22 protein-coding genes are annotated in these 22,657 nt (G+C 70.6%); 7 read left to right on the plus strand and 15 right to left on the minus strand.

The genetic code is table 11. The features are described 5' to 3' along the window. Window positions 1-6: 6 nt before the first annotated feature. Window positions 7-1,377: an MFS transporter gene (locus tag ABJI51_RS17000; RefSeq protein ID WP_348951943.1), complete on the minus strand. Its 1,371-nt coding sequence runs from the start codon at window positions 1,375-1,377 to the stop codon at window positions 7-9. A gap of 116 nt (window positions 1,378-1,493) precedes the next feature. Here ABJI51_RS17000 and ABJI51_RS17005 point away from each other — a divergent pair, with 116 nt between their 5' ends. Beyond that, a complete protein-coding gene (locus tag ABJI51_RS17005) occupies window positions 1,494-2,066 on the plus strand; it encodes a TetR/AcrR family transcriptional regulator (protein WP_348951945.1) in 573 nt (190 codons plus the stop codon). A 2-nt stretch (window positions 2,067-2,068) separates the two neighbouring features. Here the strand turns inward: ABJI51_RS17005 and ABJI51_RS17010 are convergent, their stop codons facing one another. Genes ABJI51_RS17010 through ABJI51_RS17020 form a run of 3 tightly spaced genes read right to left on the minus strand, consistent with a single transcriptional unit; the run spans window position 2,069 to window position 5,212 of the window. Further along, the gene (locus ABJI51_RS17010) at window positions 2,069-4,345 is read right to left on the minus strand and encodes an ATP-binding protein (RefSeq protein ID WP_348951947.1); all 2,277 of its coding nucleotides are present in this window, start codon (window positions 4,343-4,345) and stop codon (window positions 2,069-2,071) included. After that, complete coding sequence (locus tag ABJI51_RS17015) at window positions 4,339-4,950, minus strand: DUF6879 family protein (protein WP_348951949.1); 612 nt, start codon at window positions 4,948-4,950, stop codon at window positions 4,339-4,341. Before ABJI51_RS17015 ends, ABJI51_RS17010 begins: the two co-directional genes overlap by 7 nt. Next, entirely contained in the window at window positions 4,943-5,212 is a 270-nt protein-coding gene (locus ABJI51_RS17020) for a hypothetical protein (RefSeq protein ID WP_348951951.1), read from the minus strand. Before ABJI51_RS17020 ends, ABJI51_RS17015 begins: the two co-directional genes overlap by 8 nt. Before the next feature lie 178 nt (window positions 5,213-5,390). Here ABJI51_RS17020 and ABJI51_RS17025 point away from each other — a divergent pair, with 178 nt between their 5' ends. Continuing rightward, complete coding sequence (locus tag ABJI51_RS17025; RefSeq protein WP_348951953.1) at window positions 5,391-5,870, plus strand: DUF2127 domain-containing protein; 480 nt, start codon at window positions 5,391-5,393, stop codon at window positions 5,868-5,870. Between the two features lie 122 nt (window positions 5,871-5,992). On the opposite strand, the gene ABJI51_RS17030 is transcribed toward ABJI51_RS17025, so the two are convergent. The 4 genes from ABJI51_RS17030 to ABJI51_RS17045 all read right to left on the minus strand — a co-directional run bounded on the left by ABJI51_RS17030 (window position 5,993) and on the right by ABJI51_RS17045 (window position 11,050). Next, window positions 5,993-6,703: a PP2C family protein-serine/threonine phosphatase gene (locus ABJI51_RS17030; RefSeq protein ID WP_348951955.1), complete on the minus strand. Its 711-nt coding sequence runs from the start codon at window positions 6,701-6,703 to the stop codon at window positions 5,993-5,995. 131 nt (window positions 6,704-6,834) lie between these two features. Continuing rightward, window positions 6,835-8,676, minus strand: coding sequence for an ArnT family glycosyltransferase (locus tag ABJI51_RS17035; protein ID WP_348951957.1), 1,842 nt, complete (start codon window positions 8,674-8,676; stop codon window positions 6,835-6,837). After that, window positions 8,676-9,932, minus strand: coding sequence for a bifunctional glycosyltransferase family 2/GtrA family protein (locus ABJI51_RS17040; RefSeq protein ID WP_348951959.1), 1,257 nt, complete (start codon window positions 9,930-9,932; stop codon window positions 8,676-8,678). Before ABJI51_RS17040 ends, ABJI51_RS17035 begins: the two co-directional genes overlap by 1 nt. A 74-nt stretch (window positions 9,933-10,006) precedes the next feature. Beyond that, window positions 10,007-11,050 carry a hypothetical protein gene (locus tag ABJI51_RS17045; RefSeq protein WP_348951961.1) on the minus strand — a complete coding sequence of 348 codons (1,044 nt, stop codon included), beginning with the start codon at window positions 11,048-11,050 and terminating at the stop codon, window positions 10,007-10,009. 345 nt (window positions 11,051-11,395) lie between these two features. Here ABJI51_RS17045 and ABJI51_RS17050 point away from each other — a divergent pair, with 345 nt between their 5' ends. From ABJI51_RS17050 to ABJI51_RS17060, 3 genes are read left to right on the plus strand one after another with little or no spacing between them, the layout of a single operon-like run. Then, window positions 11,396-12,133 carry a hypothetical protein gene (locus ABJI51_RS17050; protein WP_348951963.1) on the plus strand — a complete coding sequence of 246 codons (738 nt, stop codon included), beginning with the start codon at window positions 11,396-11,398 and terminating at the stop codon, window positions 12,131-12,133. Further along, a complete protein-coding gene (gene dcd, locus ABJI51_RS17055) occupies window positions 12,115-12,723 on the plus strand; it encodes a dCTP deaminase (protein WP_348951965.1) in 609 nt (202 codons plus the stop codon). The genes ABJI51_RS17050 and dcd overlap by 19 nt, the downstream gene beginning before the upstream one ends. Further along, on the plus strand, window positions 12,707-13,768 hold the full coding sequence (locus ABJI51_RS17060; protein ID WP_348951967.1) for a thiamine-phosphate kinase: 1,062 nt from the start codon (window positions 12,707-12,709) through the stop codon (window positions 13,766-13,768). The genes dcd and ABJI51_RS17060 overlap by 17 nt, the downstream gene beginning before the upstream one ends. Window positions 13,769-13,771: 3 nt before the next feature. Here the strand turns inward: ABJI51_RS17060 and ABJI51_RS17065 are convergent, their stop codons facing one another. The 4 genes from ABJI51_RS17065 to ABJI51_RS17080 all read right to left on the minus strand — a co-directional run bounded on the left by ABJI51_RS17065 (window position 13,772) and on the right by ABJI51_RS17080 (window position 16,051). Beyond that, a complete protein-coding gene (locus tag ABJI51_RS17065; protein WP_348951969.1) occupies window positions 13,772-14,395 on the minus strand; it encodes a hypothetical protein in 624 nt (207 codons plus the stop codon). After that, complete coding sequence (locus ABJI51_RS17070; protein ID WP_348951971.1) at window positions 14,392-14,664, minus strand: hypothetical protein; 273 nt, start codon at window positions 14,662-14,664, stop codon at window positions 14,392-14,394. Before ABJI51_RS17070 ends, ABJI51_RS17065 begins: the two co-directional genes overlap by 4 nt. Window positions 14,665-14,744: 80 nt before the next feature. Then, entirely contained in the window at window positions 14,745-15,407 is a 663-nt protein-coding gene (locus ABJI51_RS17075) for a Crp/Fnr family transcriptional regulator (protein WP_348951973.1), read from the minus strand. Between the two features lie 23 nt (window positions 15,408-15,430). Beyond that, complete coding sequence (locus ABJI51_RS17080) at window positions 15,431-16,051, minus strand: nucleotidyl cyclase domain-containing protein (protein ID WP_348951975.1); 621 nt, start codon at window positions 16,049-16,051, stop codon at window positions 15,431-15,433. Window positions 16,052-16,286: 235 nt separating this feature from the next. On the opposite strand from ABJI51_RS17080, the gene ABJI51_RS17085 reads away from it, so the two are divergent. Together ABJI51_RS17085 and ABJI51_RS17090 are read left to right on the plus strand one after the other, a co-directional pair. After that, window positions 16,287-17,348, plus strand: a complete 1,062-nt coding sequence (locus tag ABJI51_RS17085) for a helix-turn-helix domain-containing protein (RefSeq protein ID WP_348951977.1) — start codon at window positions 16,287-16,289, stop codon at window positions 17,346-17,348. Next, window positions 17,345-18,517 carry a hypothetical protein gene (locus ABJI51_RS17090; protein ID WP_348951979.1) on the plus strand — a complete coding sequence of 391 codons (1,173 nt, stop codon included), beginning with the start codon at window positions 17,345-17,347 and terminating at the stop codon, window positions 18,515-18,517. Before ABJI51_RS17085 ends, ABJI51_RS17090 begins: the two co-directional genes overlap by 4 nt. Here the strand turns inward: ABJI51_RS17090 and ABJI51_RS17095 are convergent. From ABJI51_RS17095 to ABJI51_RS17105, 3 genes are all read right to left on the minus strand, one after another. Then, complete coding sequence (locus ABJI51_RS17095; protein WP_348951981.1) at window positions 18,462-19,019, minus strand: GNAT family N-acetyltransferase; 558 nt, start codon at window positions 19,017-19,019, stop codon at window positions 18,462-18,464. The genes ABJI51_RS17090 and ABJI51_RS17095 overlap by 56 nt on opposite strands. A gap of 108 nt (window positions 19,020-19,127) precedes the next feature. After that, window positions 19,128-20,990, minus strand: coding sequence for a glycosyltransferase family 39 protein (locus ABJI51_RS17100; RefSeq protein ID WP_348951982.1), 1,863 nt, complete (start codon window positions 20,988-20,990; stop codon window positions 19,128-19,130). A 4-nt stretch (window positions 20,991-20,994) separates the two neighbouring features. Beyond that, window positions 20,995-22,530: a sensor histidine kinase gene (locus tag ABJI51_RS17105; RefSeq protein WP_348951984.1), complete on the minus strand. Its 1,536-nt coding sequence runs from the start codon at window positions 22,528-22,530 to the stop codon at window positions 20,995-20,997. Window positions 22,531-22,657: the final 127 nt, after the last annotated feature.

Raw genomic sequence — 22,657 nt, forward strand, 5'->3', positions numbered from 1 at the left:
CCAACTTCAGGCGCGGCGCAGGGAAGGGAGCATCGCGACCACCCCGAGGACGGCCACGACGAGCGGGACGGCCAGTGCGGCCTGGAGGCTGCCTGCGGCGACGACGGCGGAGACGACACCCAGCGACAGTGCCGGGCCGACCTGGAACGCCGTGTTCACCAGCCCGCCTGCCAGGCCCTGGTCGGCCGCCGGGACGCTGTCGGCCGCCGCCATGGTCAGCGGGCCGTAGGTGAGCGTGAACGCCAGTCCCACCAGCAGGAACGCGGGCAGCATCAGCGTCACGTACCCGGACGAGGCGTCCAGGAACTGCAGCAGCACGTACGCCGCCACCGACGACACGAGCCCGGCCAGCGCGACGCGGCCCGAGCCGAACCGGCCGACCAGCGGCGCGGCGATCCGCGGTGCCAGCACCGCCACGACGATGCCGCTCGGGCACACCGCCAGTCCCGTCTGCAGCGCCGACCAGCCGCGGATGTCCTGCAGGTACAGCGTGATGATGAACAGCGCGCCGACCCAGCCGCCGAGCAGCGACATGGCCGCGACGTTCGCCCGGACCAGCGCGCCGGACCGCAGGATGCCCAGCCGCAGCAGCGGACTCGCCACCCGCCGTTCGAGCACGACGAACCCGGCCAGCAGCGCCGCGACGGCCACCAGCGAACCCAGCGTGCGCACCGACGCCCAGCCCGCGTTGGGCGCCTCGACCAGCGTGAACACCAGCAGCAGCATGGCCGCGGTGATGGTCGCGGACCCGGCGATGTCGAAGCCGCGGCCCGGCGCCGCGGGCGAGCGCGGGACGACGGCCAGCGCGCCAAGGAGCGTGGCGACCGCGACGAGCACGGGCGCGTGGAACACCCATCGCCAGCTGGCCTCGGTGAGCAGCCCGCCGGCGACGAGCCCGAGTGAGAAGCCGGTCGCGCCGGTGGCGGTGTAGATCGACAGCGCCTTGTTGCGGACCGGGCCCTCGGCGAAGCTGGTCGTGATGATCGAGAACCCGGCGGGTGCGCTGAAGGCGGCGCTGATCCCGGTGACGAACCGGGCGGCGATCAGCAGCGGGCCGCTGGTGGCGAAGCCGCCGAGCGCGGTGGCGACGGCGAACACGGCGAGCGCGCCGGTCAGCATCCGGCGGCGGCCGAGCAGGTCGGCGGCCCGCCCGCCGAGCAGCAGGAAGCCGCCGAAGCCGAGGACGTAACCGCTGACCACCCACTGCAGCGACCCGGCGGCCATGCCGAGCTCGGCGCCGATCGACGGCAGCGCAACGCCCTTCATCGAGACGTCGAGCGCGTCGAGGAACATGGCGCCGCAGAGCACGAGCAGCAACAGGCGGGCGCGCGGGGTCAGGCGGTCGTGGACCGCGGCGGGTGAGGTGGAGACGCTCAAGGGAACCCCCAGATGAGTCGGACCGATCGGTCCGGGACCGAACGGTCCGAATCATGGCCGGGCGGCGGAGCCGTTGTCAAGCGATGTGGACCATTCGGTCCGGTACGATGGGCGGCATGCCGCGCAAACCCACGCCGGACGCCCGCGAGCGCATCCTCGAGACCGCGACCCGGCTGTTCAACCGGTACGGCGTCCACGCCGTCGGGATGCAGCAGATCATCGACGAGTGCGGCTGCGGCAAGAACCTGCTCTACAGCCAGTTCGCGGGCAAGGACGACCTTGTCGTGGCCTACCTGCGGCGCTGCAGTGCGGACTGGGACGACATCGTGGCCGTGGCGCAGGAGCGGGCCGGCGGCCCGGAGCAGCACCTGGTGGAGGTGGTGCGCGAGGTCGGCATCCGGGTCATCGAGCCGGGCATGCGCGGCTGCCCGCTGCGCACGACGTTCGCGGAGTTCCCGGAGCGCGAGCACCCGGCCCACCGGGTGTCGATGGATCACTTCGTGCGGGTCCGCACCGAGCTGCGGGAGCTGGCGAAGCGGACCGCGGCGGCGGAGCCGGACCGCCTCGCCGACCGGATCATGGTGATCATCGACGGCCTGTACACGAACGGCCCGATCTTCGGCGACGACGGCGTCAAGACGGCGGTTTCCTTCGCTGAGGACCTGGTGAAGGCCGAAACCGCGGGCTGAGGTCAGGTTCCGAGCACCGCCGAGAGCCGTGCGTGGTGGCGGCGTGCGCGGGGATCGGGGAACCGCGCGAACAACGTCAACGCCTCCCGGCGTCCCTCTTCGGCCTCGCCGGAGCTGCCCGCGGTAGCGAGCGCGGTCGCGAGGTGGTCGAGCGCGCAGGCGAGCAGCCACGTCTCGTCCAGCTCGCGCAGCACCGAAACGGCCCTCCGGAAGAACTTCACCGACTCTTCCGCCCGGCCCAGCGCCTGGTAGGCCGTTCCGGTGGCGTCCCACGCCTCGGCCTCCCGCGAACGGTCACCGAGCTGCCGCTGCACCGCCGCCGCGCGCTGGAAGGTCTCCAGGGCGTCCGCCGGACGGCCGAGATCGATCAGCACCCGCCCTTCTTCGAGCAGCCAGAACGCTTCCCGTGCCGGGTTTTCCTCCGCCCGGGCGATGGCTACGGCCGCCCGGATGTGCTCGTACGCCGCCGCAGGCCGCCGCAGGTCGCGGCTCAGGCGGCTGAGCCCGCGCAGCGTGTCACCTTCGTTGCCGCGCAACCCGAGCCGGCGGAACCTGGCCAGCGCGTCGGTCAGCAGGCGCTGTGCCTGCTCGAAGGACTCCAGTTCGAGGTCGACGTTGGCGGCGTTGTTGGCCGCGAGCGCCAGCCAGTACTCGTCGCCGAGCTCGCCGGCCAGGACGGCGACGCGCTCGAACGAACGGCGGGCCGCCGTGAGCGCCCGCACCCGCAGCTGGGCCAGCCCGAGTGCGTTGGCCGACTTCAGCTCGCCCAGCGGGTCGCCGAGTTCGCGGCGCAGGCGCAGCGCGGCCGTCTGCAGCTCGATCCCTCGCTGCCGGTCGAAGTGCTGGGTGTGGGCCTTGCCCAGGCTTTCCAGCAGTTCCGCCTCGGCGACCCGGTCACCGAGCCTGCGGGCGACGCGCAGCGCGAGCGTGCTCGTTTCGAGCCAGTCGCCGAAGTGGTTGTGCTCGGCGTAGATGGGGTAGAGCGCCGCGGCGAGCTGCCAGGTGAGGTCGGGGAGGTCCAGGTCGTCGGCGAGGCGGACCGCGCGGACCAGGTTGTCCCGTTCACGCCGGTACCAGGCGAGCGCGTCCGCCCGGTCCCGGAACGCCGGTACGGCGACGTCCGCGCCGGGCGGTGTCCAGCGGGGCGGGTCGACGGCCAGCCGGGCGCGCGCGGCGAGCGCGCCGTGCAGGTACCACAGCAGCACGCGGCGGGTGGCCGCGGCCGCCGTCTCGGCCGGTTCCTCGGCCTTGGCCTGGTCGATCGCGTACATCCGGAGCAGGTCGTGGAACTGGTACCGGTCGGCCTGGGGCTGCTCCAGCAGGTGGGCGCCGACCAGGTCGTCGAGGACGCGCCGGGTCCGGCCGGGGGACCAGCCGGCCAGTGCCGCGGCGGCACCGGCGGCGAACTCCGCGCCAGGGTGCAGGCCGAGCAGCCGGAACATCCGGCTCGCCGCCGGCGTGAGCGCGCGGTACGACCAGGCGAAGACGGTCCGGACCGCGTCGGACTCGTCGTCGTCGTCCGCGGTCAGCGCGTCCCACAACGCGGATTCGTCGCGCAGCTCCGCGACGAGGTCACGCAGGGGCAGCCACGGGCGGTTGATCGCCCGCTCCGCGGCAATGCGCAGCGCGAGGGGCAGGTGCGCGCACAGCCCGGCCAGCTCGAGCACGTCCGCGGGATCGTCGTGGCCGCGGTAGCCGGCGGTGATGCGGTGGACCAGCTCGCTCGCTTCCTCCTCCGACAGCACCCGCAGGCTCAGCCGCCGGGCGCCGTCCCTGGCCACCAGCCCGGTCAGGCTGCTGCGGCTGGTCACCAGGACGAGGCAGCCGGGACTGCCCGGCAGCAGCGGCCGCACCTGGCCGACCGTGGCGGCGTTGTCCAGCACCACGAGCATGCGGCGGCCGGCCAGGACCGACCGGAACAGCGCCGCCCGCGACTCGGGATCGGCCGGGATCGCCTGCCCCGGCACGTCGAGGGCTTGGAGGAACCGTTCCAGCACCTCGTGCGGCGTGACCGGCGGGCCGGGGTCGTACCCGTGGAGGTTGACGTAGAGCTGCCCGTCGGTGAACCGCTCGCGCACCCGGTGGGCCCAGTGCACCGCCAGCGACGTCTTGCCGACGCCCGCCGTGCCGACGAGGACGATCGTCGCCGCGGGATCGGCCGGATCGCCGGCGATCTCGTCGAGCCGGGCGAGGTCCTCGACCCGGTTGACGAACCCGTGGACGTCGGCGGGCAGCTGCCGCGGAATCCGCTCCGGCGGGCCGCCGTCCCCGCTCACCACGCCGCAGACGGCACTCGCCCGGCGACCTTCCTCGCGAAGAACGTGCCGAGGTCCTCGCCCTCGTCGTAGAGCCGCCGGGTCGTCGCCGTCCACCGGCGGATCAGTTCCGGATCACCCGATTTGATCGCGCCGTCGAGTTCGCCGCTTTCGGTGTAGAGCACCTGGTAAATGACCTTCCGGCCGAGGATGAACAGTTCCGGCAGCACCTCGTGCCGTTCCGCTTCGGCCACGGCTTCGCCGTCGGCGATCCGGATCTTCCCACCCTCCTGGAAACGGACGTTCAGCGAGTGCAGCTCCCAGATCAGATACGCGCTGATCGGTTCCTCGACCACCCGGACGCGGCGCACCTCGAATCCGTGCCGCGCAATGCGTTTTTCGTAGTCGGCCAGTGCGTGGCGGCGCTCTTCCATGAGGGCCAACGCCCTGGGCCAATCGCCGCGGTCGAAGGCGTCCCAGCTGGCGTCTCCGGATTCGACGAAGTGCTGTTGCCGTTCGAGCTTCCAGCAGCCACTGCTGTCGGTGCGCCAGAAATTCTCGTCGTGGTCGGCGAGGTACTCGTCCGGCGTCAGGCGCTCACCGGGAAGGGTGACGAGTGGTCTAGGCATCGGGAATATCCTCCTTCGCCGTGCGCATCATCACACCCGGAATGACGACGAGGCGCTCGTCCGCGGCGATGCTGACCCCGTCCGGAAGCCGCAGTGCGTAACCGGCGGTGAGATCACGGCCGATGACCGCGACGTCGCCGTTGGAAAGTTCCCAGATGTCGGGGCAGCTCGGATCGTTGTTGGTCTCGTCGAGTTCGCTCGCGGACTTCCCGAGACGGCGTTTGAACGAGGCGTTCGGATCGGCTTCCCATGGACGCGGCACGGCACGCTCCCCTCATCACCGGCGAACGGAAATTACAGCATAGAGTTGATCTTGCAGCACCGGCAATGATTTCGCCGGACATTTCGGCGGATTGACCAGTAATTGCCCCCTTTTGGGCGTCCGCCGTCCCCGCGTGCGGACACGCCGTGCGTGGGGCAGAGTGGCGGCAGGAGGCACGATGACGGAGCAGAAGACGACAACGACCGAGAAGTTCTTCCGGATCGCGATCGCGATCAAGGGTCTCGACGGCGCACTGCAGGTCGCCGGGGCGCTGATCCTGGCGTTCATCCCGGCGTCGGCCGTCAGCGGGTTCACCCACGCGGTGATCACCCGCGACCTGCTCGGCGACCCGTCGGGCACACTGGCCCGCCACCTCCAGTCGGCAACGGAGAACTTCCTCCACGGCGGCACGAAGACGTTCGCCGTCGCCTACCTGCTCGCCCACGGGCTGATCAAGCTCGGCCTGGTGTGGGCGCTGGCCCGCAAGATCGTCCGCGCCTACCCGGTCGCCGCGCTCGTGCTCGCCGCGTTCGTGGTGTACGAGATCTTCCGTGCGGTGCACACCCACTCGATCGCGCTGCCGTTCTTCGCCGCGCTGGACGTCGTGATCATCGTCCTGGTGCTGCGGGAGTACCGCCAGCTCAAGCGTGCCGCCTAGGACTCACGCGGCGCAGGTCTGCCGCCGCCGGTTGTGAGTGGTAATTCGCGTTCTAACCCGAATTACCACTCACGACAAGCCGAGGAAGACCACGCGGTCAGGGATTCATCGGCTCACCGGGGTCACGCGGCGACGGGAAATCGCACCGTCGTGCTGCCGGCCTCCAGGGGTTCGACGTAGAGGGCGGTCGCGTTGTCCGAGCCGCCGCGGGCGAGTGCGGCCTCGACCAGTTCGGCCGCGCCCGTGCCCGGCCGGGCCAGCACCGCCCGCATGCCCGCGGCTGCCAGGGGCTTGTGGACGCCGTCGCTGGTCAGCAGCAGGCCGGTGCTCGCGGTCTCGGTGGTGCCGATCTCGTCCGCCCCGGCGGTGCGGACGCTGGTGGTGACGACGTGTTCCATCCGCGGCGTCACCGGCTGGTGGCGGGCGCGGAAGTACTCGGCGAGCGTGTGGTCAGTGGTCAGTTTGGTCAGTGTCCCGCCGTCCCAGGCATACGCGCGCGCGTCGCCGACCCAGGCAATGCGGTAGCCGCCCTGTGCGGCGGGCATGGCCACGACCAGCACGGCATCCCCGCCGCCCAGCTCCCGCACGGCCCGCTGCGCGGCGAGAACGGCCTCGACCGGTCCTTTGTGGACAGCAGTACGGGCGGCGGCCGCGGCGGCAACGCGGGCCGCCCGGGCGGCCGTGGGATCATCGCCGACACCGTCCGCGAGCGCGAAGACGATGCCCGGCCCGCCGGCGGCGGCATAGGCACCGACGGCATCGGCGTTGTGCGAGCGCGGGCCCTGCGCGCTCGCGGTGTGCCAGCGCGGATATCCGGGACGTGTGGTGATCATCGCGGCCTCCTCATCCCCTCTGACCTCCATGATCCGCGCCGAACCTGTGTGCCGTCTGAGATTTTCCCGTGCCGCCGGCGCGCCGAAGGGCCGTGAGCGGAAATCCGCACACGGCCCTTCGGGGGTTACCTTCAGCTCTGCAGGTCGTAGACCGTCTGGCCGCCGACCGTGGTGGCGGTGAAGTTCGCCGTCACCCAGTCCGTGATCTCCGACGAGCCGCCGCCCGGGCCGCCGCCGCGGCCTCCCTCGACGTAGTACTTGATCTCGCCCGCCGCGACGTACGCCTTGAACTCCTCCAGTGTCGGGGCCGGGTCGCTGCCGCTCCAGCCGCCGATGCCGATCACCGCCTTGCCGCTGGCCAGTTCGAGGGATGCCGCGCTCTGCGAACCGTTCGTCGCCGCCGCCCACTTCGTCGTCGTCTTCGCGAGCAGCTCGCCGATCGCGCTCGACGACGTCTCGTCGCCGCCGAAGCCGAAGCCGCCCATCGCGCTCGACGTCGGGCCGGACGTCGGGATGGAACCGGTGTGCGCCACCGACGCCGTCTCGACGCCGTAGGCCGCGGACGACACTCCGATCGTCAGGACCACCGCCGCCGCCACGGCGGCCGCCAGCCGGCGGGTGGCGGGCACGCCCATCACCAGCACTGTGCCGGTCACGACCCCGAGCACCGCGACGATCCAGCGCAGCGCCGGGAACCACTCCGGCGTGCGGTCGAGCAGGATGAACGACCACACCGCGGTCGCCACGACCATCCCGGCCAGCACCGCCCGCGGCGCCGTGTTGGCCCGGCCCTGCCACAGCGCGCGGCCGGAAATCGCGACCAGCGCGGCGATCGCCGGGGCCAGCGCCACCGAGTAGTACGGGTGCACGATGCCGCTCATGAAGCTGAACACCAGCGCCGTCACGACCAGCCAGCCGCCCCACAGGACCAGCGCCAGCCGCGTCCGGTCGGTGCGGGGCGCGCGGCGGGTGAACCACAGCCCGGCGACCAGGCCGATCAGCGCCGCGGGCAGCAGCCACGAGATCTCCGTCCCGAAGCTGGCGCCGAACATCCGGAACAGCCCGGCGGCGCCGCCGAACCCGGTGTTCCCGCCGCCACCGCCACCGCCGGGCCCGCCACCCGCGCTGTCGCCGAAGATGCGGCCCAAACCGTTGTAGCCCAACGCGAGTTCGAGCAGACTGTCCCCTTCGGACCCGCCGATGTACGGCCGGGACGCCGTCGGCCACAGGTCCACCAGCGCGACGTACCAGCCTGCCGAGACGACCAGCGCGACGACCGCGCCGCCGAGGTGCAGCAGCCGCTTGCCCAGACTGGCCGGCGCCGCGATCAGGTACGCCAGCCCGAACGCCGGCAGCACCAGGAACGCCTGCATCATCTTCGTCAGGAAGCCGAAACCGATCGCGGCACCGGCCAGTGCCAGCCACCGGGGGCTCGCCGTTTCGGTGGCCCGCACGACGAAGTAGGCACCGGCGACCATCAGCAGCACGAGCAGCGCGTCCGGGTTGTTGAACCGGAACATCAGCGCCGCGACCGGCGTCACCGCCAGCAGCGCGCCGGCCAGCAGCCCGGCGACCGGGCCCGCGGTGCGTTTCACCGTGAGGTACAGGATGCCGACGGACGCGACACCCATCAGCGCCTGCGGCGCGAGCACGGTGAAGCTGGAGAAACCGAAGATCCGGGCGAACGCCGTGCCGACCCAGAGCGCCGCGGGCGGTTTGTCGACAGTGAGCACGTTGCCCGAGTCGAGCGACCCGAACAGCCACGCCTTCCAGCTCTGCGTCCCGGACTGCACGGCGGCGGCGTAGAACGAGTTGCCGTAGCCGGAGGCGGTCAGGTTCCAGAAGTACAGCACGGCGGTCGCGGCCAGCAGCCCGAACACCGCCGGGCGGACCCAGCGCGGCGGCGCGTGTGCCACGGATTCCTTGCGGTGCCGGGACTGTACCGGCGCGGCAGTGGGCAGGACGGCGGTCATCAGGACTCCTTCTGCGGGGCGGACTGGCGGCGGGGGTTGAACACCCAGCCGCGCAGGAGCAGGAACCGCAGCACGGTGGCGGCGAGGTTCGCCAGCACGAGCACGGTGATTTCGAGGACGAGGCCGGGCGTGGTGGACCCGTGCAGCAGGGCGAGCGCGCCGCTGGTCAGCGCGAGGCCGAGGCCGAAGACGAGCAGCCCTTCGAACTGGTGGCGCCCGGCGCCGGCGCGGCCGCGGATGCCGAAGGTGAGCCGCCGGTTCAGCGCGGTGTTCCCGATCGCCGTCACCAGCAGCGCGGTGAAGTTCGCGGCCTGCGCGCCGACGACGGTGCGCAGCAGCAGGAACAGCACGAGGTAGGCGAGGGTGCTGCTGACGCCGATGGCGGCGAACCGCACCAGCTGCGTGACCAGCCGCGGCGGCACCCCGGGCGCCTCGACGCCGATCGGCTGCCTGCCCAGCTGCTCGCGCAGCCTGCTGATCGGGATCTCGCCGGTGAAGGTCGCCTTCGTGACGCGGGCGATGCCCTTGAGGTCCTCGGTGGCGGTCTTGACGATGTTGACCGAGGAGTTCGGGTCGTCGACCCAGTCGACGGGCACTTCGTGGATCCGCAGGCCGGCACGCTGCGCCAGGACGAGCAGCTCGGTGTCGAAGAACCAGCCGGTGTCCTCGACGTGCGGCAGCAGTTCCCGGGCGACGTCCGCGCGGATGGCCTTGAAGCCGCACTGGGCGTCGGTGAACTTCGCGGCGAGTGTCGAGCGGAGAATCAGGTTGTAGCACCGCGAGATGAACTCGCGCTTCGGCCCGCGCACGACGCGCGCGCCGCGGGCGAGCCTGCTGCCGATGGCGAGATCGGAGTGCCCGGACAGCAGGGGAGCGACGAGCGGCCCGAGCGCGGCAAGATCGGTGGAGAGATCGACGTCCATGTAGGCGAGCACGGCGGCGTCGGAGGCCCGCCAGACGGCGTTGAGCGCCCGGCCGCGCCCCTTCTCGTCGAGATGCCGGACGGCGACCTCGGGGAACTCCCTGGCGAGCCGTTCGGCCACCTGCAGCGTCGCGTCGGTGCTCGCGTTGTCGGCAACGGTGATCCGGTACGGGTAGGAGACGTGCGCGGCCAGGTGCGCGTGCAGCCGGCGAATGCACGGTTCGAGATCGGCCTCTTCGTTGTAGACCGGGATGACGACATCGAGAACAGGCTGCGGCCCGGCGAGATCGACCGGAACAATCCCGGGCCGCGATGCGGAGGCGGTGGCTGTCATGCCACTTACGGTCGCGTGCCCCGCTTTGGTGACCGTGTGATCTCTCTGTGCGCTTGCTGTGTACCGTCGCGCAGTCAGCGGTACGGGTTGGTCGGGTTCAACGCGAGTTCGCGGATCGAGTCGAGCGGGAGCCGGTCCAGGGTCTGCTCCGCAATGCCCACGTCGCGGAGCACCCGGAACACGTCGTCTTCGGTGACCTTGCTCTTGTCGGCAGGGACTCTTACGTCGCTCTTGGCCTTCAGCACCGGCTTGAGTGACGTGAAGCTGAGGTCGAAGTCCGCGCGATATGCATGGTACAAGGCAGAGGCGCCGCCCAGCCGGCGTATGTGCAGCGCTGGGAACTGGTTGTCTTCGTTCGTGATTATGACCGAATCGGGGGAGATGTCGTGTCGCAGTGTCGAGAATTCCGACCGGAGTCGTATTTCGATGACCAAGAACTCATGCTGCTGGTGCCACTGAGCGGCAAATATGGTCGCTAGGCAGCTCGTTTGCACGAACTCGGTGGTCCATGTCGCAGGCAGTGCGCTCTCCGGCCTCCGGGAAAGCTTGGCCCGATACTCGTCGTATTCTCGGCACCGTGTCGTGTTCTGTGGGTCCAATATCTGCAACTGCGCTCGCCAATGGGTGCCGGTGCTGTTTTCGCGAGCTCGTGCGGCGAGCTGTGGCAGAGTCCAAGCGCGGGTGAATGAGCCCGTGCCGCCTCTGAACTGCCACATGTCCGCGCTGGCCATGGCTGCTTCGAAAGCTTTTTGCCTGGAGGCGAGCGTGGTCAACTCTCCGACGGACGGGGTGATCGTCAAAGCGTGTTCGACTTCGCCGACTCCCTTTTCGACCAGGTTCACCGACCTGACCAGTTCGACGACTCGCCGGTCGTTGTCCTCTTGCCGCATGGACTGCTTGAAAAGCGAGAAGCCCAGGATGGCCAGTGTTGCCAGCGTTGCGGCGAGAAGTGTCTTGACGTCGTTCACCATGTCGGTAGCGCCGAGTATCGCCACCGTCGCGGCGGCGATGAGGATGACGAGCTGCTCGGGATCCCGGCGCAGTCCGCGAAGCAGCCGAGCGGTCCTGCCAGCGGGGACATGTGAGGCGGCACGGGAGTTCTGGTGGCGTGTCGTCATTTCGGCCTCTCGTTCGTCGACGCTGACTGTCCGTTGCCATGCGGGTCGATGTCCACTCCTATGGCCGCTTGACGAAGTAATGGCGGCTGTGGGCGGTGTGCACGATGATGGGTGTCTCGGTCCGAGCCGGTTACCATGGGCAGGCAACTGCAACTCGTCGTGTTGAGCGCGCGGCCATGGGGAAGTGGTATGACGTTCGCTGTAGCGGTCCGCCCGGGTGGTGATGTCCGTGCCACGTTCCCATAAGCTGTTCACGCCGGCCGTCCCCCGGCCGGTTGCCTTTGTCGGGGCACCGATGGCATGTGGACGTTGCGGGAGGCGAAGCCTGGAGACGGAGCACCGTCCATGAACGCGTCCACCTCCGACGCTGCCGAGTCCGGATTTGTCGCTGCTCTCGCCGCTTTGGTGGGACGAGGCACGCTCCACGGGCTCGCGGCAGCGGCGCAAGCTGTGAGCGACGATCCGGATGCGTTCGGAGGCTGGCTCGAAACCAGCTTCCGTGACATCGACGTTGCCCGCGCGACCGCGGCACGTTCATATTGGCACCCCAACGGCTTCGCGAAGCTGGTCTTGTACACCTCGGCAGAGCCGGAGTTCAAGATCCGCATGCATGTTTGGCCCGAGTCGGGGTTGTCGAGACGAGGTGAAACGAATCCGCACAGCCATCGCTGGGAGTTCGCTTCCACCCTGATTACGGGACAGGGCATCCTCCTGCCCGAGTATCGTGAGGTTGTCGAGGGAGGGGAGCAGTTCACCCGTTACCGCTACGGCACGAATCCCGCCGACCCCGCGCTGCTCGTGGACGACGGTGCCGTGCGCCTGGCCAAGGTGAGATCGTCACGCTTGTCGCGAGGTGGCCTCTACACCTGCGGCACCGAGGTTGTTCACACTGCCGAGCCGGTCGGCGAACAGCTGACCGCAACACTGGTCGTCCAAGGCCGGCACCGCACATCCACGACAGCGGTCTTCCGCTCACCCGGCGAGACCGGCGAGCAGCCCAACCGACCACTGCCTGTAACAGATTTGCTGCGGCTCGTCAAAGCGGTCGTGACCGAGGTTCGCGGATGCTCTTCTCGTCGTTGACCTGGCGCTCGCGTGCGAAGTATCGGGGAGTGCTGACCGATCGTGCCATTCGCCGCTCTCGCGCAAATGGTGAGTTGTTCGTCGAACCATTCGATCCTGCACTCGTCCGCCCCGCATCCCTCAGCCTGCGCCTTGGGGCTGAAGCGTTCAGTCTGCAAAGCCAGAGAACCGTCGACGTCGCCGATCGCACCACTCACCCGGATCTGGTCGCCAAGAGCCTCGATGCCCGCGGAAGGCTCGTGGTCGAGCCGGGTGAACTGGTGCTCGCTCCGACATGGGAACGGATTGGGTTGTCCAAGAAGCTCGTCGGCCTGGTCGACGGGATCAGCGACTACGCGCGGCTCGGTGTGAGCGTACTCTGCGGCCAGGTGAGTCCCGGGTTCGGTATGGAACGTGGCGCGGTGCTGACTTTGGAGATCGTGAACCACCTGAGACATCCGGTCCTGCTGTACCCCGGTGCGCGGATCTGCAACCTGATGCTGTTTGCTTCCCCGGAAAGCGAGCAAGCCTACGGGGCGATGCCGCACAATTATTCGAACGACCAAGCTGTCGTCGCGTCGCGATTGGCGGATCATGTCCGGTATAATTGAGCTCCGTCTTGACGACCTGGGCGAGCGTGGGATACAGGAGCATGTGCTGCGGCCGCGCTACGGCGGCACGGAAGGTTTCGGGGACGACAGCGCCTTGCTCGCCGCGCTGAGCACGCCGAGCGAACTTGTCGCCACTACTGACAGTTGTCCCACCCCTGTGGTTGTCAACTTTCTGGGTGAACCTGACCTTTACCACGCGGGCTGGCTGTTGGCGACGATCAACCTTTCGGACCTGGCTGCCACCGGCGCGGAACCGCTCGGTCTGGTCGCGGCATACACGCTGCCGAAGGCAACCACGGTGCGCGAGTTCGAGCGGCTCCTGGATGGAGTCGACGACTGCTGCGTGGAGCACGGCACCAAGATTGCCGGAGGCGACACCCGCGACGGCGAAACCGTGCAGTTGACGGCGACGGCGATCGGACGGTGTGCGCCTGGAAGGAGGCTTCGGCGATCGGGGGCATGTGCCGGGGACCGCCTGCTCCTGGTGGGATCACCCGGCTACCTCTGGGCTGCGGCTTTGCTGGCGGCCGGGCATGCGACCCTTCCGGAAGCGGCACGGGAGGAGGTCCGGCGACGCGCCTGCCGGCCAATGGCCCAGCTCAGAGCCGGGCAGGTGATGGCCGCGACCGGGCTTGGGCAGGCAGCAATGGACGTCTCGGACGGCCTGTTCGCCACGGTACGTGCCCTTTGTGAAACCAACGGGCTGGGCGCCGCGATCACCGGCGATTACGAACTGGACCAGCCGGTGGCCGAAGTTGCGCGACAGAGCGGCCTCCATCCCTTCGACCTCGCAGAGACCTGGGGCGATTGGGGTCTCGTCATCGTGACCCGGGCCGAGGATGTCGATTTGGCCATGAAAGCTCTGCAAACGGAAGGGATCGTGGCTCAGGAGATCGGCGTTCTCACCGCGGATCCGCGGATCGTGATGGGCGCCGGTGGACGTCCGTGGAACGGGATCGCGCAAGAGCGCTTCTCGAACAGCTCCTGGCACGGCGGCGACCTTGCCGATTTGATCACCGCCGTACTCGGAACTCCGCGGAGCTGACCCTCAGCTGTGCACCCGCAGCGGCACCACGTTGCTCGGCAGCGCGGCCCGGCCCGGTTCGCGCTTCGGCGCCGTCGGGCTGAGGGTCAGCGTCACAAGGCTCGCGTACTTCGGGTGGCGGTCCACGTAGACCTCCGGTACCGAGCACGCCGCCGCGAGGACCGAACGGTGGCGGTGCAGGTGCTCGAATGCCTCGCGGCCGAACAGCGACACCACGATGTCGCCGCCGCGGGGACGGCTCCACAGGATTGCCGGGCGGCGGCCGCCCGGGAGGCGGAGCCGGGAGAACGCCGCGCGCAGCCGGTGCTGCAGCGCGATCGCGCCGATCCGGGCTCGGAGCCGTCGGCGGCCCAGGACCGCCAGCCCGAGCAGGGCAGCGGACACTATGGACGTCCATAGTGGACCGGCGAAGGACGCGAACGTCACGATGCCGTAGGGAAGCAGTGTCACGGCGAGGATCTCCCACCGCCAGTGGTACAGCCGCAGCGGGAAGGACGGGCGCAGGCTCGTCATGGCCGTGCTCCTCTCGTTCGGTCGGCGGCGGAGAAGGCCGCCGAAGTAGCGCAGGAGACGTCCGGCGCCGGTCGCCGCCACGAGGGCGGCGACGATCACCGGGCCGGACGTCATGTCGGGATCCGCGTCTTGCGGGCGGGCTCGGGCTGCCGGTCGCGGTCGCGGCCGAGCCGCCACGTCCAGCGCCACCCCGCCCAGATCGCGGCCGCCGAGCCGAGCAGGACCAGTGCGATGGCCTGGCCCACCAGCCCGTCGAGCGGGGCGAGCCGCAGCAGCACCAGCAGCGCCCACACCTGGGAAGCGGTGAAGGGGATGACGAGCCCGGCCGCGTAGACGCCACGGCGCCAGCGGCTCCGGCGCGGTGGGATGGTGTAGGGGTCCATGAAAGCCCTCCTCTGCCCTGGATCCAGGAAACCTCCGGCTCGCCGCGGCCTGTGTGTCAGGTGACACACAGGCGGCGGATTCAGCTCGCCAGTCGTCGAAGTTCGGCCAGGCGGTGGATCGTCACCTGTCTTCTGCCGGTGCTGATCACCCCCTGCCGCCGCAGGTCGCGCGTCGCGCGCGCCCACGATTCGCGGGAGATCGCCGCGGTCATCGCCAGCTCCGCCTGGGTGGCCGGGACCGCGATCTCGATGTCGGTGCCGCGCGGCACGCCGTGCTGGACGGCCAGCTGCATCAGCTGCGCCGCGACCCGCCGCGACGCGGCGCCGCCGCCGAGGTCCAGCCACTGCCGCCCGACGGACCGCAGCCGCGTGGACAGCACGAGCAGCAGCGCCCAGGAAATCCGGGACCGCGCCTGGCACAGTGCGGCGAAGCGGTCGCCCGCGATCTCCAGCACGGCGAGATCGTCCAGCGCCTCGACGGTCGCCGAGCGCGGCTGCGTGTCGATGGCCGCGAGCTCGCCGATGACGTCGCCGGCGCCCCGGACGCCGACGACGACGTCGCGCCCGTCCGGCGTGCCGTGCACGATCCGCACGTGACCGGACAGCAGCACCAGCACCACGGTGGAGCGGTCGCCTTCCCGGCACAGCGTTTCGCCGCGCCGGTAGGACCGCCGCGTGGCCGAGTCCGTCAGCGCGCGCCGGTCCGCTCGTGGCAGCCCGGCCCAGAATCCCGTCGGTTCCACTGTCCCCACCTCATTCCGGTCAGTTACGCGCTGATGCCCTCTCCGCCCTGCCCGGCCTCGGGGGTGTAGAGCCACCCTCGGACCCGCTGAGTCCCGACCTTGACGGTGACCACCTGCGTAAAGGCGTCGTGGTCGATGCCGGGATAGCCGTGCCGCACCACCGACCGGTGCAGCTCCTGCGAGACGACGAGCGCGAGCGGCGCGGTCGTGCTGCGCAGCCGCCGCCGGACTTCGGGCGCATCGACGAAGCGGCAGGCAATGTCGACGTCTTCGCCGTAGGGCCCGCGGCTGTCGTAGTGGACCTCCCCGGCATGCACGGCAACGCGAAGCCGGAAGGCCAGCTCGGGACGGCTTTCGGCGTGCTTGCCGAGCAGCGTGCCGAGGGTGGGGACAACGGTGGCGAGCAGCACCGGCTTCGGTGCCTGGTCGACCGGCCGCACCAGGCACAGCGCGCCGTCGCCCCGGTCGACGAAGGCGTCGCGGTGCTTCCTGCTGATCCCGCCGGCGAGGAAGGCCTCGTCCAGCAGGTCGAACAGGACGGTCCGGAGCTGGGCCCGCGCCGGGTTGGTCCGCGTCGTCGAGCCCTCGATGTCGACCGCCACAATGGCCCGGTGAAGCGGCAAGGCGTGCGCTGAAGTGTCCATGGCCTGCTCCTGGCTTCAGGTGGCAACTGAAGTTCAGTCAACTTGACTGTAAGAGCTGAGGTACCCCGGATCAACTGAGATGAATCAGGCGTTACCTGTTTGGTTTGCGTGAGAATCGAGGGAAGTAACGGTTCAGTCCCGGCTTCCGAGGGTCGCCGATCGTCCCTCGACTCACGGGGAGTAATATCTGTGCCCTCGGCCACAGTACTGAAATTTCCTGAAGGGTGGCGAAGTCGTGTCCCCAGTCTCGCCGCGGCCTGAACTCGCGCGCCGCCTGCGTGGCCTGCGGGAGGAGCAGTGGCCCGAGGTCGGCCTGACGCAGGCTCAGCTCGCCGAGGCCTTCGGCGGGGTCAGCATCTCCTTGATCTCGTCATGGGAGAACGCCGACAAACCCGTCCGCCCCCCGGTGCGGCGGCTCGAGATGTACGCGACGCTGTTCGCCACCCGCCGCTCGGTGCACGGCGACACCGTGCGTGTCCTTTCGCTCGAAGAACTGACGGACGAGGAGCGGGTCCAGCGGAAGGAGCTGCTCGACGAGCTGCTCCGGCTGCGCGAGGGCCGGGTGCCGCCGGTGGCCGCGACGGCCGACATCTGGACCTACCCCGAGGGCGAGGACGTCACCATCGTCTGCGCCGAACTTCCCCGCGAGCTGCGGGTCCACATGGAGTACGTGGATCCGGAGAGTGCCGACTTCGTCACGCTCTACACTTACGCGGACCCGGACGCGTTGATCGAACTCTACGGGCACATCCGGGCCAGCAACCCCCGGAACCAGGTCAACTTCCGCAAGACCGAGGAACTGACCCCCGACGACTACACGACCCACCTCGTACTCCTGGGTGGGGTCGACTGGAACACCGTCACCGCCGCCGTGATCAAGCGCGTGGACCTGCCGGTGGAACAGGTCGTCCGCGCCGACGAGGCTCCGACCAGCGAACCTGGCGGCTTCCAGGTGCAGCGTGACGGCGAGAACGTCCTGTTCTCGCCCCTCCTGGACAGCGAAGGTCACCTGTTGGAAGACGTGGCACATTTCTACCGGGGCGTCAGTCCGTTCAACCGGAAGCGCACCGTGACCGTGTGCAATGGCATGTACGGTCGTGGCACTCTCGGCGCGGTCCGCGCGCTGACCGATCGCAGGTTCCGTGATCGCAACGGGGAGTACCTGCGCAAGCGGTTCGCCGGCGCGGAGTCGTTCAGCATCATCAGCCGCGTACCCGTCGTGGACGGGAAGGGGCTCACCCCCGACTGGACGCTGCCGGAGAACCGGTTGCACGAGTGGCCCGAGGACGTCGCGTGAACGCGCTGCAGCACCAGACGCACCAGGGCCTGCTCACCCGCGTCGACGCGGACCGCGTGCCGCACGCGAGGATGAACGCGATCATCGTGCCCAACGGGCGGCCCGCGCGCTATCTGGAGCAGGCCATCGAGCTGGCGGACCAGCACGACGCCCACTTGCTGCTGATGTGCAGCCTGCGCGCGGACGCTTCGAGCGCCGCGCTGATGGCCAAGCAGGCGGGGGTCCGGGTCACGGCCATCGACATCGACCCGAACCTGCTGCCGCCGGGGCTCGTGCCCGCGTTCGCCACCGACAAGCTGCTGCGGCTCAGCCCGTTCCAGCGGCGCGTCGACACGAGTTTCAAGCGCAATCTCGGCCTCCTGATCGCGACACTGGCGGGGTGGGAGCGGATTCTCTTCCTCGACGACGACATCGTGCTGCCGCGGCTCGGGGATCTCGGTGCGGCGGCGGGGCTGCTCGCCACCCACCCGGTCGTGGGCCTGGCGAACGAGGGCATGCCGGACAACTCCGTCGTGTGCCACGCCCTGCGCGACATCGGCGAAGCCCAGGACACGTTCATCGGCGGTGGGGCGCTCGCGGTCGGGGCGGAAGCCTTCGGCTCCTTCTTTCCCAATATCTACAACGAAGACTGGTTCTTCCTGCTGGACGAGGGGCGGCTGCGGCCGTCGGCCGTCACCGGGAAGGCGTTCCAGGACGACTACGACCCGTACCGCGACGACAAGCGGGCTCGCGGCGAGGAACTCGGCGACACGCTCGCCGAAGGCGTGTTCAGTCTCCTCGACAACGGCGACAGCCTGGCCGCCGCCGACGCAAAGTACTGGAAGGCGTTCCTGCTCGAGCGGCGGCGCATCATCTCCACCACCATCGACCGGGTGGGGGAGGCCCCGATCCACGCGGCCCAGAAGGAGCGGATGATCGTCGCGCTCAAGGCGGCGATCGGGCGCAGTCACCTCATCAAGCCGGAGCTGTGCGTGCAGTACCTCAAGGCGTGGCAGACGGACTGCCTGCGCTGGTGGCGGCACGTGGACGGATATCCGCGCAACCTCGGCATCGACGGCGCGCTCGCCGCGCTCGGCCTCGCCCAGCTGGCCCAGCCGGGGGTGGACGGCCGGATCAGGACGAGGGGAGGGCGGCGACCGACGTCGGCTCGGCGCGCGGCTTGGGTGTGACCGGTGGGAGGTCCTTGACCAGTACCCGGCACCGCTCCGGCTCCCGCAGTACCGCTCCGCTCGGCAGGACCAGCTGGGCGAAGCAGACGACCTCGCCGTGTCCCCAGTCGCGGTAGCCGAGCCGGTCGTACAGGCGGGCCGCGCCGGGGTTGTCCGTCCGGACCGCCAGGGCGACGCGCGTGTGGCCCGCCGCGGCCAGGTAGTCCTCCGCCGCGCCCACCAGTGCCCGGCCGACGCCGCGGTTGCGCAGGTCCGGGTGGACCTGGAGGTGCGTGATCAGTGCGACGCCGGGCAGGTACCAGCGGATCGGGGGTTCCTCCGCCTGCTCCAGCCACAGGTAGACGGCGCCCGCGGGGCGGCCGTCCAGCCGGGCCAGAAACAACCGGCCTAGTGCTTTTCGCTGGCGATTGAAGCGGTCGGTGAAGAATCCGTGGTCGCCGAGGGTGGCGGCGAAGGAATCCAGGTCTGCGGAGTCGGCCGGCCGGATGTCTGGCTCGGTCATCAGCAGGAGCTCCTGTTCGCCTGGGCACCACCAGTGTGCCGGAGTGAGCCGGTCCTTGACCAGGTTGCCCCGGGGCCGGACCGGTGTCACACCTGCTTTCGTCGGGCCTCAGGCGGTGAGGTCGTACACCGTCACTCCGTCCACAGTGGACGCCTGGTAGTGCTCGGCGACCCACTCGGCGATCTGCTGTGCCGCGTCCGAGCCGCTCGTTCCTCGCATCGTCATGCCCTCGCCGAGGAAATAATGGATCCGGCCGTCCGCCACGTACTGGCGGAACTGCTCCAGCGTCGGGTACGGGTCCGTGCCGTTGAAGCCGCCCACCGCCATTACCGGGGCGCCGCCGGCCAGCTGGTAGCCCGCCGCCGCGTTCGACAGCACCGTGGCCGCCGTCCAGGTGTACTTCGATGCGTCCTTCCGGAGCAGGGCCGTCAGCGATTCGCCCGGCGTTGTCGTGTTCAGCAGGGCACCCGGGCCGCCTCCGGGGCCGCCGGGACCGCCGCCGAAACGGCCGCCGCCGAAGCCTGAGGACGGACCGGCCGACGGGATGGCTCCGCTGTGCGTTGCCGACGCCGTTGCCAGCGTGTACGCGCCGCTGCCAGTCAGCAGGATGACCAGGGCGAACGCCGCCGTTGCCGTGGCCGCCCAGCGGGTCAGGTGCGGGGCGAAGAACAGGGCCACCGCCGCCAGCAGGCCACCCACCAGCACGGTCGGCGCCAGCCACGGCTGCCACGACGAGCGCGACAGCAGCAGGTACGCCGTCACCGCCGTCACGGCTGCGCCGCCGCTCAGCAGGCCCGCCGCCAGCGGGCGGGACCGCAGGCGCCACAGCTGGACCGCCGCCGTGCCCACCAGCGCCGCGATCGGCGGGGCCAGTGCCACCGTGTAGTACGGGTGGATGATGCCGCCCATGTAGCTGAACACCGCCGCCGTCACCAGCAGCCAGCCGCCCCACAGCAGCAGGGCCGCCCGTGACCGGTCCGTGCGGGGCGCGCGGCGGGTGAACCACAGGCCCGCGCCCAGCGCGAGCAGGGCCGCCGGGAGCAGCCAGGCGATCCCGCCCGCCATCTCGCTGCCGAACAGCCTCGTCAGCCCGGTCGAGCCCCAGCCGCGGCCGCCGCCACCGCCGACGCTGCCCACCTCGTCGCCGGTGAGCCTGCCGAAGCCGTTGTAGCCGAAGACCAGCTCCCACAGCGAGTTCGTCTGGGAACCGCCGATGTACGGCCGGTCCGCGGCCGGCCACAGCGCCACGACCACCAGGTACCAGGCCGCCGACACCAGGGTCGCCGCGAGCGCGCCGAGCAGGTGCAGCAGCCGCCTGCCCAGCGGCACCGGGGCCGCGACGAGGTAGGCGAGCGCGAAGGCGGGCAGCACCAGGAACGCCTGCAGCATCTTCGCCAGGAACCCGAAGCCCACGGCGGCACCGGCCAGCGCCAGCCAGCGCGGGCTCGCCTGCTCCAGCGCGCGGACCACGCCGTACGCCGCCGCGACCAGCAGCAGCACCAGCAGCGCGTCCGGGTTGTTGAAGCGGAACATCAGCGCCGCGGCCGGCGTCAGTGCCGGCACCAGGCCGGCGACCAGCCCGGCGGCCGGGCCCGACGTGCGGCGGACCGTCGCGTGCAGCAGCCAGACCGAGCCGACGCCCATCAGCGCCTGCGGCACCAGGATGCTCCACGCGTTCACGCCGAACAGCCGGGCCGACAGGCCCATCACCCACAGCGCCGCCGGGGTCTTGTCGACCGTGATCGCGTTCGCCGCGTCGCTGGCGCCGAAGAACAGTGCCTTCCAGCTCTGCGAGCCCGCCTGCGCGGCCGCGGAGTAGAACGCGTTCGCCCAGCCCGAGGCGCCCAGGCCCCACAGGTAGAGCACCGCCGTCGCGAGCAGCAGCGCGGCCAGCGCGGGGCGGTGCCAGGTGCGGCGGACGGGCGGGGACGGGGTCACGGCGAGGGCTTCACGCGACTCGAGAACGGTCATGTCCTCAGCTTCCGGTCCCCAGCTGGGGCCGGGTTGTGCCGACGCTGTGCACTCGCTGTGCGGGCACGGCCACGGGCAGGCGCACCGCGAACTCGGTCCGGCCGGGACGGCTGTGCACCTCGATCGTGCCGTGGTGGGCGACGACGACCGCGGCGGCGATGGCCAGCCCGAGCCCGGTACTGCCCGCGGTGCGCGAGCGGGACGAGTCGCCGCGGGCGAACCGCTCGAAGACCTCGGGCAGCAGGTCCGGGTCGATGCCGGGACCGTCGTCGGTCACCGTGAGCACGGCGCTGCCGTCGGCCGAGCGGGCCAGCGCGGTCACCACCGTCGTGCCGGCCGGCGTGTGCGTGCGCGCGTTGGCCAGCAGGTTCGCCAGCACCTGGTGCAGCCGCTGGACGTCGCCGTGCACGAGCACCGGGTCCTCTGGCAGCTCCAGCAGCCACCGGTGGTCCGGCCCGGCGACCCTGGCGTCCCCGGCCGCGTCCGCGACCAGCCGCGTGAGGTCCACTTCGCGCACGTCCAGCGGTCGGCCCGCGTCGAGCCGGGCGAGCAGCAGCAGGTCCTCGACGAGCGCCGTCATCCGGACCGCCTCGGCCTGGATCCGGCCCATCGAGTGCGCGACGTCCGGCGGCACCAGCGCGCTGCCGCGGGCGGCCAGCTCGGCGTACCCGCGGATCGCCGCCAGTGGCGTCCGCAGCTCGTGGCTGGCGTCCGCGACGAACTGCCGGACCCGGATTTCGCTGCCGTGCCGGGCTTCCAGTGCCTGCGCGACGTGGCCGAGCATGAGGTTCAGCGCCGAGCCGACCTGGCCGACCTCGGTCCGCGGGTCGGTGTCGGCCTCCGGGACGCGGATGGACAGCGCCACCTGGCCGCGGTCGAGCGGCAGTTCGGTGACGCGCGCGGCGGTCGCCGCGACGCGCTCGAGGGGCCGCAGCGTTCGGCGGACCGCGAACGCGCCGAGGAACGCCGCGCCGACGACGCCCGCCGCGGCGACGCCGAACAGGATGATCCCGACGGTGAGCAGCGTGTCGTCGACCGGCTGCAGCGGCAGGCCGGTGACCACGACCTCGCCCGTCCCCGGCACCGGCAGCGCCATCAGCCGGTAGTCGCCGAGGCCGGGGAAGGACACGGTGTGCGGCTTGCCGTCGGCGGGCACCGCGAGCATGGCGGCCTGCTGGGCCGCGCTGAGCGGCATCCGCTGGCCGTGCTCGGAAATGCTGTCGTTGTGGACGAGCTGCCGTCCGTCGAAGGTGCCGCTGACCGTGCCGACGTTCTGTCCGAGCGGGTGCCGTCCCGCGTCGTCCGGCGGCGGTCCGCCGTCCGAGCGCGGGGAGGTGGCCGCGAACATCTGCGAGCGCGCCGCCGCGGCGGACAGCTGCTGGTCGACCTGGCGGGTGAGGAACACGTCGAGCGCGAACTCGCTGACCACGCCGACGATCAGGCACACGACGGTGAGCAGCACGACCACCGACCCGGTCAGCCTCGCGCGCAGCGAAAGCCGTCCCCGGCGGGGACGTGGCGAAGAGGTGCGCGCGGCCATGGATCCAGCGTCCGGCGGCGCGGTGTGTGCGGGTTGTGCGCGGCCTGTGAGGTGGCTGTGTGGTGGTTCCTTCCCCGGTCACAGGCACGGCTGACGGCGGGCACAGTCCGCACACAGCCTGCCGCCG

It is taken from the genome of Amycolatopsis melonis (assembly GCF_040064235.1).
GTDB classification, from domain to species: domain Bacteria; phylum Actinomycetota; class Actinomycetes; order Mycobacteriales; family Pseudonocardiaceae; genus Amycolatopsis; species Amycolatopsis melonis.

Bases quoted from the DNA above. Each gene is read 5' to 3' on its own strand.
- ABJI51_RS17005 (WP_348951945.1), top strand. From the start codon at position 1,494: ATGCCGCGCAAACCCACGCCGGACGCCCGCGAGCGCATCCTCGAGACC.
- ABJI51_RS17015 (WP_348951949.1), bottom strand. From the start codon at position 4,950: ATGCCTAGACCACTCGTCACCCTTCCCGGTGAGCGCCTGACGCCGGAC.
- ABJI51_RS17025 (WP_348951953.1), top strand. From the start codon at position 5,391: ATGACGGAGCAGAAGACGACAACGACCGAGAAGTTCTTCCGGATCGCG.
- ABJI51_RS17030 (WP_348951955.1), bottom strand. From the start codon at position 6,703: ATGATCACCACACGTCCCGGATATCCGCGCTGGCACACCGCGAGCGCG.
- ABJI51_RS17035 (WP_348951957.1), bottom strand. From the start codon at position 8,676: ATGACCGCCGTCCTGCCCACTGCCGCGCCGGTACAGTCCCGGCACCGC.
- ABJI51_RS17040 (WP_348951959.1), bottom strand. From the start codon at position 9,932: ATGACAGCCACCGCCTCCGCATCGCGGCCCGGGATTGTTCCGGTCGAT.
- ABJI51_RS17045 (WP_348951961.1), bottom strand. From the start codon at position 11,050: ATGACGACACGCCACCAGAACTCCCGTGCCGCCTCACATGTCCCCGCT.
- ABJI51_RS17050 (WP_348951963.1), top strand. From the start codon at position 11,396: ATGAACGCGTCCACCTCCGACGCTGCCGAGTCCGGATTTGTCGCTGCT.
- dcd (WP_348951965.1), top strand. From the start codon at position 12,115: ATGCTCTTCTCGTCGTTGACCTGGCGCTCGCGTGCGAAGTATCGGGGA.
- ABJI51_RS17060 (WP_348951967.1), top strand. From the start codon at position 12,707: ATGTCCGGTATAATTGAGCTCCGTCTTGACGACCTGGGCGAGCGTGGG.
- ABJI51_RS17065 (WP_348951969.1), bottom strand. From the start codon at position 14,395: ATGACGTCCGGCCCGGTGATCGTCGCCGCCCTCGTGGCGGCGACCGGC.
- ABJI51_RS17070 (WP_348951971.1), bottom strand. From the start codon at position 14,664: ATGGACCCCTACACCATCCCACCGCGCCGGAGCCGCTGGCGCCGTGGC.
- ABJI51_RS17080 (WP_348951975.1), bottom strand. From the start codon at position 16,051: ATGGACACTTCAGCGCACGCCTTGCCGCTTCACCGGGCCATTGTGGCG.
- ABJI51_RS17095 (WP_348951981.1), bottom strand. From the start codon at position 19,019: ATGACCGAGCCAGACATCCGGCCGGCCGACTCCGCAGACCTGGATTCC.
- ABJI51_RS17100 (WP_348951982.1), bottom strand. From the start codon at position 20,990: ATGACCGTTCTCGAGTCGCGTGAAGCCCTCGCCGTGACCCCGTCCCCG.
- ABJI51_RS17105 (WP_348951984.1), bottom strand. From the start codon at position 22,530: ATGGCCGCGCGCACCTCTTCGCCACGTCCCCGCCGGGGACGGCTTTCG.